At 48.8% G+C, this 15,801-nt stretch carries 15 protein-coding genes; 4 read left to right on the top strand and 11 right to left on the bottom strand.

Going from position 1 to position 15,801, the window contains the following annotated elements; all coding sequences use genetic code 11:
* Positions 1-38: 38 nt before the first annotated feature.
* The 9 genes from KI362_RS16870 to KI362_RS16830 form a co-directional block, all read right to left on the bottom strand.
* Positions 39-1,187 carry an FtsW/RodA/SpoVE family cell cycle protein gene (locus KI362_RS16870; RefSeq protein WP_301628815.1) on the bottom strand — a complete coding sequence of 383 codons (1,149 nt, stop codon included), beginning with the start codon at positions 1,185-1,187 and terminating at the stop codon, positions 39-41.
* A 6-nt stretch (positions 1,188-1,193) separates the two neighbouring features.
* Positions 1,194-1,988, bottom strand: coding sequence for a septum site-determining protein MinD (minD, locus tag KI362_RS16865; RefSeq protein WP_301628813.1), 795 nt, complete (start codon positions 1,986-1,988; stop codon positions 1,194-1,196).
* Between the two features lie 3 nt (positions 1,989-1,991).
* Positions 1,992-2,651 (bottom strand): septum site-determining protein MinC, encoded by a 660-nt coding sequence (gene minC, locus KI362_RS16860; protein WP_301628811.1) that lies wholly within the window; start codon positions 2,649-2,651, stop codon positions 1,992-1,994.
* Positions 2,652-2,727: 76 nt separating this feature from the next.
* Positions 2,728-3,258: a rod shape-determining protein MreD gene (gene mreD, locus KI362_RS16855; protein WP_301628809.1), complete on the bottom strand. Its 531-nt coding sequence runs from the start codon at positions 3,256-3,258 to the stop codon at positions 2,728-2,730.
* Complete coding sequence (mreC, locus tag KI362_RS16850; RefSeq protein ID WP_301628807.1) at positions 3,255-4,133, bottom strand: rod shape-determining protein MreC; 879 nt, start codon at positions 4,131-4,133, stop codon at positions 3,255-3,257. Before mreC ends, mreD begins: the two co-directional genes overlap by 4 nt.
* A gap of 93 nt (positions 4,134-4,226) precedes the next feature.
* A complete protein-coding gene (locus tag KI362_RS16845) occupies positions 4,227-5,261 on the bottom strand; it encodes a rod shape-determining protein (RefSeq protein WP_301628805.1) in 1,035 nt (344 codons plus the stop codon).
* Positions 5,262-5,299: 38 nt separating this feature from the next.
* Complete coding sequence (radC, locus tag KI362_RS16840; RefSeq protein ID WP_044481745.1) at positions 5,300-5,995, bottom strand: RadC family protein; 696 nt, start codon at positions 5,993-5,995, stop codon at positions 5,300-5,302.
* Positions 5,996-6,064: 69 nt separating this feature from the next.
* Complete coding sequence (locus KI362_RS16835) at positions 6,065-6,664, bottom strand: Maf family protein (RefSeq protein WP_301628802.1); 600 nt, start codon at positions 6,662-6,664, stop codon at positions 6,065-6,067.
* A gap of 153 nt (positions 6,665-6,817) precedes the next feature.
* Complete coding sequence (locus tag KI362_RS16830; RefSeq protein ID WP_301628801.1) at positions 6,818-8,005, bottom strand: SPOR domain-containing protein; 1,188 nt, start codon at positions 8,003-8,005, stop codon at positions 6,818-6,820.
* Positions 8,006-8,441: 436 nt separating this feature from the next.
* Here KI362_RS16830 and KI362_RS16825 point away from each other — a divergent pair, with 436 nt between their 5' ends.
* From KI362_RS16825 to KI362_RS16810, 4 genes are all read left to right on the top strand, one after another.
* Positions 8,442-9,104, top strand: coding sequence for a response regulator transcription factor (locus tag KI362_RS16825; protein ID WP_301628799.1), 663 nt, complete (start codon positions 8,442-8,444; stop codon positions 9,102-9,104).
* Positions 9,101-10,114, top strand: a complete 1,014-nt coding sequence (locus KI362_RS16820) for a sensor histidine kinase (protein ID WP_301628797.1) — start codon at positions 9,101-9,103, stop codon at positions 10,112-10,114. Before KI362_RS16825 ends, KI362_RS16820 begins: the two co-directional genes overlap by 4 nt.
* Before the next feature lie 69 nt (positions 10,115-10,183).
* The gene (locus KI362_RS16815) at positions 10,184-10,942 is read left to right on the top strand and encodes an ABC transporter ATP-binding protein (protein WP_044481750.1); all 759 of its coding nucleotides are present in this window, start codon (positions 10,184-10,186) and stop codon (positions 10,940-10,942) included.
* Positions 10,932-12,878 (top strand): ABC transporter permease, encoded by a 1,947-nt coding sequence (locus KI362_RS16810; RefSeq protein WP_301628794.1) that lies wholly within the window; start codon positions 10,932-10,934, stop codon positions 12,876-12,878. The genes KI362_RS16815 and KI362_RS16810 overlap by 11 nt, the downstream gene beginning before the upstream one ends.
* 166 nt (positions 12,879-13,044) lie before the next feature.
* Here KI362_RS16810 and murC read toward each other — a convergent pair whose 3' ends face one another.
* Both murC and KI362_RS16800 read right to left on the bottom strand, forming a co-directional pair.
* Positions 13,045-14,418, bottom strand: a complete 1,374-nt coding sequence (gene murC / locus KI362_RS16805) for a UDP-N-acetylmuramate--L-alanine ligase (protein ID WP_301628792.1) — start codon at positions 14,416-14,418, stop codon at positions 13,045-13,047.
* An 8-nt stretch (positions 14,419-14,426) separates the two neighbouring features.
* A complete protein-coding gene (locus KI362_RS16800) occupies positions 14,427-15,800 on the bottom strand; it encodes a bifunctional folylpolyglutamate synthase/dihydrofolate synthase (RefSeq protein ID WP_301628790.1) in 1,374 nt (457 codons plus the stop codon).
* Position 15,801 lies beyond the last annotated feature (1 nt).

Here is a 15,801-nt window from a genome sequence, read left to right as displayed (position 1 = left end):
TACGCCAAACTGCTAGCTATCCGTCCACTCCTGTCATTCTACTCTACCTTGTACTTCTCCTGATGCAGCTTAATACTAAACACCAGTCCGATACAGAGCATATTGATGAGCAAGGATGTTCCGCCGTAGCTAATAAAAGGAAGGGTGATCCCCGTAATAGGCATCAGACCTATCATCATCCCGACATTCTCAAAAATCTGAAACAGAAACATCGCGGCAATTCCGACGATGATATAAGCGCCCCTCTTATCGATACAATGCAACGCAATCAGGATCATCCGGTAAATGAACAAAAAGTAGACGAGCAGCAGAAACGCGGATCCCAGGAAACCGAATTCTTCTCCCACCACAACAAATATGGAGTCCGAATAAGGGTAGGGCACAAACTTCTTGTTCTTCAGTTCCCCTTGCATATAACCGTCGCCCAGCAGACCGCCAGAACCGATCGCAATCTTGGCATAGGTGGATTGATGCTTGTCATCGTTCGTTGCCTGCTCCGGGTTAATAAAGGTATTAATCCGCTGATACCAGTGCTGCTTATTGTGTTCTTCCAAATAGCTTTTGATATCTGCATTATAGTTGTTAAACAAAGTCACAAACAGAATGAGCGCTGCCACTACAGCACTTAGCCCGATCAATACATGGGTGTACTTCGTATTTCCGATCCAGAGCATCGCTACCAGAATAATGAGATAAATGATCGCATTGCCAAGATCGGGCTGAATCAGCACTAGAATAAATGGAATCAGCGTTATAAAGCCGATCGGCAGCACATCCCTGCGAAAACGAAGAGGCTTCCCCCCGCGTTCTCCGAGCAAATAAGCGGTCATCAAGATCAGGATAATCTTGACCAGCTCTGCCGGCTGGAACTGAAGTTTCCCCGGAAGCGTAAACCAGCTGCGAGCACCGTTGATCTCGGGAGCAAACAAGTAGACGAGGACCAGCATAAGGCAGCCCCCGCCATAAATGTACCAGCTATATTTAAGCAGTGATCGGTAATCCACCAAAGACATGGCAAACACGACGATAAAGCCAACGATATAAAAGGCAAGCGTCTTGATATCATAGTCGACAAACTGGTTCTCGTAAGGAGCGATCGCGCTGCGGACGAGCAGGGTACTAAGTACCATAAATATGCCAAGGATGCCTACCATTACCCAGTCCAACTTTTTTAATTTAAAGAACAATCACGATCAACCCATTCCGAAAAACTTTTTGAAGCGTTTGAACATGCCTGGCTTCTGGTCAAGCAGCATTAAAGGAACTGTGTCTCCAAGAATGCGGCGGGCAATATTCCGATAGGCGATGGCAGCCCGTGATTCCGGATTCATCACGGTAGGTTCACCCGAGTTCGCAGCTTTAATCACATACTCATCATCCGGCACGATACCGATCAAGTCGATATTCAACACTTGCAGGATATCCTCAATGTCCAGCATATCGCCAGACTTGACCATATTCGTCCGAATCCGGTTGACGATCAGCTTGGGAGAATGCACATGCGAGCTCTCCAAAAGGCCAATAATCCGGTCGGCATCACGAACAGCTGCATGCTCCGGTGTAGTTACGACAATTGCCTGATCGGCTCCGGCGATAGCATTCTTGAAGCCCTGCTCGATACCGGCCGGGCAGTCGATAATGATGTACTCATGCTCTTTTTTCAGCTCCAGAATTATATCCTTGACCTGCTCCGGCGAAATGGCATTCTTATCCTTCGTCTGTGCAGCCGGAAGCATATACAATTCATCAAACCGTTTATCCTTTACAAGCGCTTGCTGCAAGCGGCAGCGTCCCTCGGCCACGTCAATAAGATCATATATGATCCGGTTCTCAAGCCCCATCACAACATCAAGATTGCGCAGGCCAATGTCCGTATCGACCAGACAAACCTTTTTCCCCAGCAGAGCAAGTGCAGTTCCGATATTCGCGGAGGTAGTTGTTTTCCCGACACCGCCTTTACCGGAGGTGACAACGATAGCTTCTCCCATTGATTACACCCCTTTAAATACGTTAAAATCCGGTCTGACCCGAAAAATATTCGTGATCTTATCAATTTGCATCTTCCCGTCTTGTAAAAAAGCGAATTCCATGCTTGTCTCACGGTTCTCCCACTCATCCGGCGGCCTGCTGATCGTCTCCGAAATCCGCAGCTGGGTAGGAGCAAAATAAGAGGCTGCAATGACCGCCTCCTCCTGACCTCCGAAGCCCGCATGCGCCATGCCTCTAAGAGAGCCAAGCACAAAAATGTCACCGGTACAGCATATCGTTCCGCCAGGATTAACGTCTCCCAGAAATAAAAGATTGCCTTCATGATGCAGCATCTGTCCCGAACGAACAATACCACTCATTGTGGTCAGCCCGTTCGTCTCATCTGCCGTCTCCGGCTCAGGTGCTTCGACCGAGCGAACAAGCAGGTTGCCCTTCTGTCCCAATATATCCAGAATAGCTTGCTTCTGCTCTTCTGTCACATTCCGGGTCCCCAGTTTGACATCGACATGAATGATGGGTCCGGTCAAAATGTTCTGATGGCTATGCTCTAATTTATACCGCAGCTCTTCAAGCAGCAAGTTGAATTCACATTTGTCGTCAAGCAGGAAAACCAGGCCATCCTTGATGCCCTTGATCGTCACGTGATTCGATTTCACTGTCATAAGCCTGTCCCTCCTTCTTATTCAATTCGTGCAGAGGGCGGAAAGTTCCTGCTGGATTGTAACGAATATCGCTAAATCAGGACTTCTCATCCGGCTTGCGCCGTTTCGTAATGATCTCCAGCTGCTTGCGCAAAGGGACATAAATGGCGAGCGCGAACACAAATTGAACGAGTGTATTAGGGATGCCATGATGCAGCATCGCCCAAGAGAGCGGCTCGTGCAGAAGCCCGAACAGCTTGTAATTCCCGTACAGGATCGTCTCCAGCAGCAAACTGCCGAGCAGCACGAAAATCATGAGAAGCGGCAGAGGGGCTTGTCTGGAGCGGGACAAGAGTCCGAGTAAGTAACAAGACAGCCCCATTGCAAAAGAATAGGCGCCGATCATGGAGCCATAATAAACAACATCATGAAGCAAGCCGAACACAAGACCGAGTACAAGTCCGGTATGACGATTCTCGTAAACAGAGAAAAATATAATGGCTATATACACGAAATGCGGAGTAATCCTTGTCTCCCAAGAAGAAGGTACAAGCCAAGGGACGATCGTCCCCTCCATAATAAACAGAACGAACAGCAGCAGTATCAAAACATATTTACGTTTTATCACTCCTGCTCCGCCTCCGGTTCGAACACGACGAACAGCTCCTTCCAATCCGTGAAGCTTGCAGCTGGCTTAACCGTAGCTGTATAAGTCAGTCCGTATTCGCCAACCTGAATATCCAGGACCTTACCGATAATCATACCGCGAGGGAAGACGCCCCCAATCCCCGAGGATACAATTAAATCATCCTTAGCCAGCGGCTTCGGATCTTCGATGCGGCTCATCTGGAAGGTTCCGCTAGACAGATCATAGGTCTCGATGACTCCAAATACTTCATTCTCTTTCCCTTGTGCAGTTACCGCAATCCCATTAGAATTCGGATCCCGAGCATCCATGGTGGTCAGCAGCTTCACGGTGGAGGTGAAATTACTAACATGGCTCACCACGCCGACCAGCCCTTCCACCGAGTGAACCGCCTGGCCTTCCTTAACCCCCTCACGCCCGCCAATATTAAGCACAATCGTCCGGTTTACCGGATCATCGTTCACGCTAATCACATGGGCGATTTTCCAGGTGTAGTTATACTGCTCCTTCTGGGCGTTCGTGAAGTCCAGGTCTTTCTGCAGCCGGGCATTCTCCTGCTCGATCCAGTTAAATCGGGCCTTGTCCCGGGTGTAATGGGCCAGCGCAATCTTCAGCTCTTCATTTTCCTTCTGAAGATTACGCAGATTCGAGATATCTTCAAAGAAGCCCGCTATTGCGCCAGCGGGCTTATAAAAAATGTATTGCACAAAACCAACCGTGTCCTTAACGAATTTCTCCGGCCAGGACAGGCTGGTTCTTGGTCCGAGGGTGAATCCCATAACCGCAATAAACAAAATGAGTCCAATGAGCATAATAAACAAACGTTTGTTGCTAAGCAGCTTAAACAGTTTTAGCACCCTCCAACCTTGCGTAATAAAAATGAGAAAAAACGGCCAGGCCGCCCGAAGGCGGCGCCGCTTTCATCTAAAGGTACTTGCGCACCGCAGCGTCTACCGCTTGGAGCGCAGGGCCGAACTGCTCTTCGACTTGAACATATGAATATTATCCAGGGCTTTGCCTGTGCCGATTGCGACACAATCCAGCGGATTCTCCGCCACAATAACAGGCATTCCCGTCTCACTTGCAAGCAGCTTGTCGAGATTGCGAAGCAGTGCTCCGCCGCCAGTCAATACGATCCCGCGATCCATAATATCCGCAGCGAGTTCTGGCGGACACTTCTCAAGGGTAACCTTCACCGCTTCTACAATGGCTCCCACCGTATCGCTTAGCGCTTCGGAGATTTCATCCGAAGTAATCGTAATCGTCTTCGGCAGGCCGGATACAAGATCGCGCCCGCGGATTTCCAGTGTCTCTACCTTTTCCAATGCCAATGCGGATCCGATATCCATCTTCAACTGCTCGGAAGTTCGCTCGCCAATCATTAAATTATATTGACGCTTGATATACTGAATGATGGAATCATCCATTTCGTCACCAGCTACTCTGACCGATTTGCTGGTAACAATCCCCCCGAGGGAGATCACAGCCACTTCCGTCGTTCCGCCGCCGATATCGACAACCATGCTTCCGGTCGGCTCCCAGACAGGAAGATCCGCCCCGATTGCAGCGGCAAACGGTTCTTCAATCGTATAGGCCTCGCGGGCGCCAGCCTGCTTGGTAGCATCCTCTACGGCGCGCTGCTCTACCGCTGTAATGCCGGAAGGCACGCATACCATCACATTTGGATGACGCTGGAACAGCGAGCGCTGCTTCTGTGCCTGGCGAATAAAGTATTTGATCATCGTAGCCGTCGTATCAAAGTCAGCAATAACGCCATCCTTCATCGGACGGATCGCCCGGATGTTTCCCGGAGTTCTGCCGATCATCTTCTTGGCCGATTCGCCAACAGCAACAATATTCTTAGTATCTGTATGAATTGCGACTACGGAAGGCTCTCTGACGATAATGCCTTTACCGCGAATATATACAAGTGTATTAGCTGTCCCCAAGTCAATTCCTAAATCCTTCGTGAAACCACCTAACATGCTGTATCTCCCTTTCCTTCTGCATCTAATCTATTATATTACATCATGCCCTGCTCCTTCAAACTTACGAATACACCATCACCAATGACGATATGATCCAGCACATCAATGCCGATCACTTCGCCGGCAGAACGCAGTCGTTCCGTCATGCGAATATCCTCCGGGCTTGGCGTCGGATCACCACTCGGATGATTGTGAGCACAGACAACTGAGGCGCTGCTGCATTTGATCGCCGCACGAAATACCTCGCGCGGGTGAACAATCGAAGCGTTAAGGCTTCCGATCGACAAGGTCTCTTGAGCAATTACATGATTTTTTGTATTCAAAAAAAGACACACAAAATGCTCCTTCTGCAAATACCGAAGCTGCTCCATCAACAATTCCGCGGCATCTCGCGGACTTCGAATCACATGTGCTTCAGGCAGTCTTGTCCGCGCAAGGCGTTGCCCCAGCTCGATCCCGGCCTTCAATTGAACCGCCTTCGCGGGGCCGATTCCTTTGATCTCCATCAGTTCATCCAGACTTAAATCGACGATCCCTCTGATGCCTCCTGCTTCTTGCAATAAACGTTGAGCCAGATGCAGTGCCGATTCCCGGCGTGTACCCGTTCTCAGAATAATCGCAAGCAGTTCACTGAGGCTTAATGCGCCTGCTCCGGAGGCCAGCATTCGTTCTCTTGGCCGATCCTCTCCAGGAATGTCTCTAAGCATAGCTAGAGCCGTTGAATTGGTCATATTCATATCCCTCCATCATTATTAACAAACATGATTTCGGAAGGATATGCTTTACCTCTTCCTATTACCTCAGAGAACGTTTATCCCAAAGGTTTTAAGCATCTCGCCGAGTAAAGACAAGGGTAAGCCGACAACATTAAAATAACAACCCTCAATGCTGGCAACAAGCGTCGCGCCCAATCCCTGAATGGCATAGGCTCCGGCCTTATCAAGACCTTCGCCGGTGGCCGCATAAGCCAATACTTCCATCTCTGAACATTCTCTCATCCAAACAATTGTTTTTCTGTAATCAACAAGGCTCTTCCCTGTCACACTGTCAACGCAAGCGACACCCGAGTATACTTCGTGGCTGCGTCCTTGAAGCGACCTCAGCATATCCGCTGCTTCTTGCTGATTCGCCGGTTTGCCCAGTATGTATCCGTCACGGACAACAATTGTATCGCTTCCGACAATAACTCCGGTTCGCTGTTCTTTTTCGAGTGTGTGGTATACAGCTTCTGCTTTGCGTTTAGCCAATTCGATAACGATTTTCTCCGGCTTCCACGCTGCTTCATAGTGCTCATCCGCCAGACTAGGGATCACCTCAAAAGGAATATTCAACGATGCGACAAGTTCACGCCGACGCGGTGACGTGGACGCGAGAATAATATGCCGCGCTGCAGTATTCATTAAGGTCCTCCTTCGGATTCGACAGATTCCAGCTGTCAACCTCGCCATTTTTTGACACTTCATTATTATAAGGTTATTTATGCCCCAATACAAACACAAAAACGGCAAGGGGAATATTACCAGCCCTATGCCGTTCTTAAGACCCAGATAAGTCTACGGAGTCCCTTGGCCCATCATTTTGTACTCCTCCAGAACAAACCTCATAATTTCATCTTGGACTTCCCAAAGCAGTGTCTTCGCATTCTTCTTGTGATACTCATGGACCGCCTCCACCGCACTGTTCATCGAGGTCTCCAGCACGATATTCCCCTCAGCAAGACTATCAGGCAGCTTCCCTCGAACCGCGGCTGCGCTCTCCGTCCATAACTGATGCTTTTCTCCCAATTCCGCAACCTCCTCATCCGACAATGCGGATGGAGACAGTTCACTTAATCGGGAAGCTGATAACGAGCTTAGCAGCTCAACCAGCTCCGCGCTTTGGGCTAGATAGTGCTCCAACGCTGTCACATCCCCGTCGAAGTGAACCTCTGCCGATGAAGGCAATGTTACCTCATGCAGGATCAGGTGAACCCCGGTCGCTTTCAATTGACTGCTTAACAGCTTGGCTTGTTCACGATCCGAGGAAACCCCGGCGTAGACTCTTTTCTCATCCACCGTATCTCTTGCCGCAGCAATTCCGGATTCCTTCAGCTCCTGCTGGGCCAATTCCACTCCCCCAGCCGAGCTGAATACGCCATACTGCAGGAAATGATAGGTTTGCTGGGGCAAGGCGATATTGACCAGCATTTCCTCTTCCGCGGGTAGCAAGAACTCCTCTTCAATACTCCCCATCACCGGAATGCCAGCATCCTGGATCGCGGCTGATTGCACCGGGACATTAGCACCGGGGAGTGGCAAGGTCAGTTCTTGATTAAACATGGATAATACTACCACCCCGAATAAGCCTCCTGTCACGATAGCTCCTGTCACAGAGCCTGCTACTTTCCACCAGGAGGTCCGGCGAGGAGCATTCTTGTGATTGTTGCTATAGGATGGCAATACTATCCCGCCCGTTGAGGTGTAGTCGGCAAAGGGGTCCCCCCATTCCTCTGTTTGATCAATCGTCTGATATACAGGCACAGAGTCTGCATTTCTATAGATTTCTCGGTCTGGTTCTCGATCTGAGCGGTGACCATAGGTCAGCCACTCGTCATCGGCATCTGCCCGGACGTAATCCAAATTTTCCGCGGACGAATTCAAAATTTCGGGAGGGTTACTCCTCCTGACGGGCTCCTGCATCGATTGACGCGGCATTTCCCTCTCTTGCTCATTAAAGCGGAATGTCATCTTGGCATTGTTCACGTTCCGCACGCTCCTTGTCCATTCTTCTAGGACTACAATATGAGTGTTCGCGTTGATATATGCCATGAAACAACCGGGCTTGTCATTTCCGGACACCCCCATACCCATCTGCAGGGCTGATTTGTGGCTTCAGTCCGGAAGTTTTCCAGCAAATCCAAGAAGCGCCCTTCCGTTATGTCGAGGTAGCATAGGGACAAAGTGCCTCCAGCTTTGGAAGATTTCCCCGAATCTTCCCCTGTTAGTGGTATACTTTGAGGAGAGCAATTGGAAGTGTTTGCTGGGAATATGTCCCAGTGCATAGTCCTTATAGAGGCGCTTGAACAGGGCCGCGAGTTCGCCGTCCCACCGTTCAGCGGTGCTCTTGCGGGTGATATGCTTGGCTATTCCTTCTAATTTCGACGGGAGCAGAAAGGATACAACAGAGGACGGTGAGAACTTGGCTAAAATACTGATAGTGGAGGACGAGAAGAGCATAAGCGATGAGCTTGTCATTCTGCTGCAAAATGCGGGATACGATACGGCAGTTATTGATGATTTTGTGTATACAGAGGCACAGATTGAAAGAACCATGCCTGACCTTATTTTGCTGGATATTGGGCTGCCAGGACAGGATGGCTACCGTATTTGCATGGAACTTCGGAAAACATCTCAAATCCCGGTTATCTTTGTCACCAGCAGAAACACCTCCATGGATGAGCTAAGGGCGTTGAGCCTCGGCGGCGACGATTTTATCTCCAAACCCTATGACCTTCCGATTCTGCTGGCCCGTATCCAAGCGCTCCTTCGCAGGAGCAGCCAGACCGAAAAAGACACCTTGACAGCGAATGGGTTGACCCTTTCATTATCCAAGGGGGAAATTGAACACGACGGACAGCGTGCGGATATAGCGAAAAACGAGGCAAAAATTCTGTTTTGCCTAATGAAAACACCCGGCAAGATCATTTCCCGTCCCGACTTGATCGAATATCTGTGGAACAACCAGGTCTATATTGACGACAATACCCTTAGCGTTAATGTTACACGCCTGCGCGGCAAGCTGAACAATATCGGACTTCCGGACTATATTAAAACAAAACGCGGATTGGGGTATAAAATATGAAAATCGGGGGATTTCTGCACGACCGGCTTATGTCCCTGCTGCTGCATTTGTTTTGCATGCTGATGCTCTCCACCTTCCTGCTTGTGACGGGAACCGATTCGGGGGTCGTTTCCATTATCCTGATCGTATGGGCAGTCGGCCTTTGCATGCTGACTGCGGCTGATTATTTTAGGAAAAGAAATCAGTTCCGTGAGCTGGAGGCCATTATGGAAGGTCTAGAGCAAAAATATCTTATTATGGAATGCTCGCCCAAGCCAAATAGCTATGTCGGGCGCAAAATCTTCGGGCTTTTCAGGCTTGCCGAAAAGTCCATGATAGAAGCTGTGTCCGACGCAGAGGCAAAACAGCGGGATTATCGGGAATACATTGAAAACTGGGTGCATGAGATCAAGGTTCCTATTACGGCAGTTGAACTTATCTGCGAAAACAACAAATCTGAAACCAGTCGGAAAATCCGCTCCCAGCTCGCAATTATTGAAGGTCATGTGGAACGCACGCTTTACTATGCCAGACTTGATTGCATAGAGAAGGATTTTATTATACAAGAGACTTCTCTTGCGGACATCATTAAGAAGGCACTGTCGAAGTATCGCTTCTTACTGACGCAGAACAATGTGAGGATTGAAACTGAAAACCTGGACAAATCCGTTTATACCGACGGCAAATGGGTGGAATTTATGCTGGGACAGCTTTTATCAAACGCTGTCAAATACAGAACCGATTCGCCGGTAATCCATATCTGCGCGGAAGAATCCGACGGGAAAACAAGACTAATGGTCAAAGACAACGGTATCGGCATTCCCGCATCGGAGCTGCGGCGTATCTTTGACAAGGGCTTCACAGGTAGCAACGGCCGCGCACTGGGCGGATCTACAGGTATGGGGCTGTATCTTTGCCGGAAGCTTGCCGAATCCTTGAGCGTATATTGGGAGGCTGATTCAAGAGAAAACGAATATACGGCAATTTCCCTCTGCTTTCCCAGACCGTTATCTTACGATAATGAAAGATAACGGAAAGAAATATCGCTACACCAAAAACTTCTTCTTCATTATTATAATGGAGGAAGGAGTGAGTGAATTATGCTGAAGGTTTCACAGATCGAAAAATATTACGGCAGTAGAAATAACGTAACAAAAGCGTTGGACCGGATCAGCTTTGACGTAGAGGACGGCGAATTCATCGCTATCATGGGAGCGTCTGGTTCAGGAAAGACCACACTGCTTAACTGCATCTCCACTATTGATTCAGTAAGCGCGGGAAATGTGTATCTGGACAATAAGAACATCTCCCAAATCCCGGAAGAAAAACTGGCGAGATTCCGCCGGGAAAAGCTTGGCTTTGTCTTTCAGGACTTCAATCTGCTGGATACTTTGACAATTGAAGAAAATATCGCCATCACTCTGACGATAAACGAATATCCGCCCGAGCAGGTGAAGGAAAAGGTTGCAAGCGTTGCAAAGCAGCTTGGAATAGATGATATCCTCTCCAAATTCCCATATCAGGTTTCGGGAGGCCAGAAGCAGCGCTGTGCTTGCGCCCGCGCCATGGTGTTCGGTCAAAGCCTGATTCTGGCCGACGAACCCACGGGAGCGCTGGACTCAAAATCATCAAAAAACCTGCTGGAGCTGATGGGGAACATTAACCGGGAAAACGGCGCCACCATTCTGATGGTGACCCATGACGCGTTCAGCGCCAGCTATGCACGTCGCATTCTTTTTTTAAAGGACGGGCGGCTTTTTAATGAGTTGTATCGGGACGATAAACCGCGTAGGGAATTTTATCACGAAATTCTGGATGTTCTCTCCGTTCTGGGAGGTAACACTGGCGATGCTCTCTAAACTCTCTCTGCGCAATGCTACCCGGCAGATGAAGGACTATCTCATTTATTTTATTACCATTGTCATCGCCGCAACACTTATCTTTTCCTTTAACTCCCTTGTTTTCTCACAAGAAATCAGAAGCCTCTCCAAACTTTTAGACACCTTGACACTGATGATTGGCATCGCGAGCTTTGTGGTTGTGTGCATCATCGGCTGGCTTGTCTTTTACACCATGCGTTTTATGATGAAACGCCGCAGCCGGGAATTCGGCACTTACCTGTTGCTTGGCATCGAGCGAAAAAGAATCGTCAACCTGTTTTTTCTGGAAAACCTGATCATCGGGGCGGTGGCTCTGCTAATTGGTTTGCTCACCGGGAATCTCCTGTATCAGGGGCTTCGGGCGATGCTGCTGCGTTTATATGAGATACAGTACCACTTCAGCTATGAGTTTTCCTTGCCCGCAACGCTGCTCACCTTTGCTTATTTCGCGTTGATCTTCATAGTGGCGCTTTTTTTGAATCGAAGAAAAATCAGGAAATCTAAAATTAGCGAACTGATTTATATGGATCAATATAACGAGAAAGAGCTTGCCACCGACGGCAAAAAACGCAGGAGGCTCTTCGTCGCTTCAGTGATTAGCGGAATTGTCGGAATCGGCCTGCTGATCACCTATGATGCAACATTCAGCCTGATCGGTGCCTTCGCCATCATCTTTTTCCTGTTTACCTTCTACATCAGCTTTTCTTCCGGAATATCCGCCTATTTTAAAAAGCATGAGCGAAAGAAGTACTCCGGTAATACCCTTTACGTCTTTCGCTCTCTTGCCTCCAAGGTTGGCAGCATGGGAATTACGCTATCGGTTATATCTATCTTGCTAACCGCAACGCTGATTGCAGTGGGAACAGGCTTGTCCTTCAACCATCTTTTTATGCGAAATGCGGAACTTGAAACCTCTCATAGTATCTATATAGGCTCAGAAGAAAAAGCGGATTTTTCCGAATATAAAATATATATCGATGAGAACCTTAATGTAACAAGCCAATGGCAATACAATATTTATAAGCAGGATAGCGACTCTGTAACACGGTATGTCGATCCCTACCGGGATAACTTCCGTGCTTATGATTACGATACCGTAATGGCGTTTTCAGACTACACCAGACTCAGGGATATGCTTGGATATCACAAAGTTACGTTGCCGGAGGGAGAATATATCATCCAGTGTCTGGATTATCTTGCAAAGCCATTAGCACAATATAACGAAGCTGTGCGGATCGGCGACAGAACGCTGCTCAAGCGCGCGGTATATTACGAGACCTTTACCCAGCAGCACTGGAATGGAAACGGCAGCGGATTTATTCTTGTTGTGCCTGATGAAATTGCAGAAGCTCTGCCTGTTTCTCACAGTGCCTATGCAGCTATGACCGATGAGCCTGTCACCATGACGGAATATGAGGCTCTGGACATGATACGCATGCACCGGCATGAAACCGACCGCTATGCCGGTTACGATATGATTTACTCCAAAGAAGTTGTAAAGGAGCAGAACGCATCGTTATACGCGGTCATCATCTTTCCGCTGTTTTATGTGGCGCTGGTGCTGTTGATCGTCTCAGCGACCGTTCTGGCAATCCAGATCCTCAGCGAAATGAAAGGCTATCAGAACCAATATGCTGTCCTTCATATGCTGGGTGCTGAAAGAAAATATTTGAGCAGCGCACTTCGCAGGCAACTTGCAGTATATTACATACTGCCCATAATTCCCGCTGCGGTAATCAGCAGTATCTTCATCTTTTTTCTTTGCTTTGCTTTTGATCCTGGGGTGTTTCAGGATATCGCTCAGATTTTTATGATTGTCGGCGCAACGCTAGCCATATTCTTTGCAGTTTTTGCTATCTACATCGCAGCTTCATATGTAAGCCTAAGAAGGAACATCTTGCCGGATGATGCATAAGGCTCTTCTTATATACCGCATTATGAGCATATAAGAAGTCGTCAGATTCCAATTTACAGGATAGTCTTGAGTTGCTGAATAACAATAAATTAAAACACCTCATTTCCAAATGACTTTGGAAACGAGGTGTTTTTCCGTATTCTTGAGATTACATGCTTGTATCCGATTAACTAAGCCGATGCCCCAGTTCCTTGCCTACCTTCCAGATGTCTCCTGCTCCCATCGTCAGCACCAGATCCCCCGGTTGAAGACGATTCTGCAAATCGGCAAGCACGTCCTGCTTGGATGGCAAATATCTCGCAGCCGGGTTGCTGTTCTCCTTGATCAAATCAACGAGCTTGGAAGAATGGATTCCTTCAATCTGCTTCTCGCCAGCCGGAGAGTAAATATCCGTAATGATCACTTCATCCGCTTCACCAAACGCTTTGCTGAAAGCGTCAAGCAAGAAGAAGGTTCGTGTATAGCGCTGCGGCTGGAATACAGCAATAATTCGCTTGCCTGTAGCCTTGGCTGCGGCAATCGTTGCCTGAATCTCTGTCGGATGATGCGCATAATCATCAATTACAAGGATATCATTCTTTTCACCCAGCACCTGGAATCTGCGCTTAGCACCATGAAAACCCTTGATTCCACGGGCAATGTCCGCAAATGGAATCCCTGCTTCCAGGCATACAATGATGGTTGCCATCGCATTTTGAACGTTATGTCTGCCCGGCACTAACAATTCTACTGTGCCCAGGGTCTCAGCGCCATGCTTCATGGTGAAAGAGACCTGTCTGTCGCCCAGCCTGATCTCCTCGGCTGAGTAATCGCACGGTTCATCAATGCCGTACGTAATGACCTGGCAGGCAAGCTGCGGGCGAAGCTCATTAATGATTCCGTCATCACCGCACACCACGGCTTTGCCTTCGGGCTTGATCTGATTCAGAAACTGGACATAAGCTTCCTTCAGTTTACCGAAATCTCCATTATAATTTTCAAGGTGATCGGCCTCGATATTCGTAACTACCCCCAGGTAAGGATGATATTGCAGGAAGGAGCCGTCACTTTCGTCCGCTTCAGCTACCACATAGTTACCTTTTCCAGCCTTCGCGTTCGTACCGATATCCATAATTTCCCCGCCGATAATATAGGTTGGGTCGGTATTGCACTGTTCCATCACCAGCGCGATCATCGAAGAAGTCGTTGTCTTTCCGTGGGCTCCGGCGACAGCCACACCAAGACGTTCATTAAGCAGCCGGGCGAGCATTTGCGAGCGATGAAGAATCGGAATCCCCTGCTCTTCCGCCTCGACCCGTTCTACATTGTCCTTAGGCAGCGCCGTTGAATACACCACCAGATCGGCCCCGTGCACTTGCTCCGCCGTATGGCCAATATAGATTTTTGCCCCCTTTGCCGCAAGCTTCTCAGTTAATTCCTGGGATGCCACATCGGAGCCGGTAACCGTATACCCCATCTCCAGCATCACACGGGCAATGGCGCTCATCCCATAGCCGCCGATACCAATAAAATGCACATGTTGTTCAGTCAAATTTACCAATTTACAAGTCACCAGCCTTTTTCAGAATCGGTTTGATGCAGAAGGGTTGCCCGCACATCAGAAATCATATATAGCGTGCCGGTGACTACCCCAAGATCCTCCGGTTCCGTTCGCGACTCGAGCAGGACGAGCGCCTCTTTCCAGTCACGTTCCACGATGATTTCCAAACCCGGCTTGGCATACAGAGCCTTCAATTCTTCTACAAGACTTAACAGGGAATCGGTATCCAGCTTGCGCCTGAAATCGGGCTCGGTCAGTATAAGTGTATCCACTATGGGTAATATATGCTGCAAGTAACTACGATGATGCTTGTTGGACAGCATCCCCATCATCAAATTCAGCTTTCTGTACGAATAAGAATCAACAAGCGCCTTGGCCAGGCTGGCTGCTCCTTCCGGATTATGAGCCCCATCAAGCACAATTCGAGGCTCGGAAGACACCATCTCCAGCCTTCCAGCCCAGCTGGTAAGCCTGAATCCACGCTCCAATGAATCATCCTCCAGCACAAACGCCAGATATTGACGAAGTACCTCAAGCGCCATCATGGCCCCGGCCGCATTCCGGCATTGATGTTCTCCTGCCATCGTGAGACTCAATTCCAGCTCCCGAAATGGTCCTTGGAACTTTATCTGCTGCTCCGTCTGGTGAACAGATATCCGTTCGAACTGAAAATGCTCGCCCAGCAAATAAAGTGAGCTTCGGCAGTTCTCTGCCTGCTCTTTAATGACAGAAATCGCCTCCGGTTGATCCACGCAACTGACTACGGGAACCCCAGGCTTAATGATTCCCGCCTTTTCACGGGCTATCAGTTCGATCGTATCTCCCAGCACATCGGTATGGTCAAACCCGATATTGGTGATGATGGAGACAATCGGGGTTACGATATTAGTAACATCCATCCTTCCCCCAAGTCCTGTCTCCCATACCACCACATCCGGATAGCACACCTCGGCAAAATAAAGGATAGCTATGGCTGTACTGACCTCAAACATCGTTGGGGACCCCAACTCACTCTCCGCAATTTCCTTTACGAGAGGCAGCAGACGGTTGGATAGAGCCAGAAGCGTCTCTTCCGGAATATCCATTCCATCATACTGAAACCGGTTTGTGAACTTGGTAATATAGGGGGAAGTGAATGTCCCTGTATGGTATCCGCACTCCAGCAAAACTTTCGTTAAAAAGGCACAGGTAGAACCCTTGCCATTCGTCCCGGCCACATGAATGAATTTGAGTCTGCGATGAGGATTGCCCAGCCGTTCCATCAACAGCTCAATTCGTTCCAGGCCCGGACGGACCCCGAAGGGGATCAGTCCGTTAATCCAGTTAACAGCCTCGCTATAGCTATGCAGTGCTGCTTCGATTTTCTGATTGCTTGCCTCCATA

Source organism: Paenibacillus apis (genome assembly GCF_018333295.1).
Classification (GTDB): Bacteria; Bacillota; Bacilli; order Paenibacillales; family Paenibacillaceae; genus Fontibacillus; species Fontibacillus antibioticophila.
The sequence above is the reverse complement of the archived record's forward strand: the minus strand, read 5'-3'. Positions and strand labels throughout refer to the sequence as shown.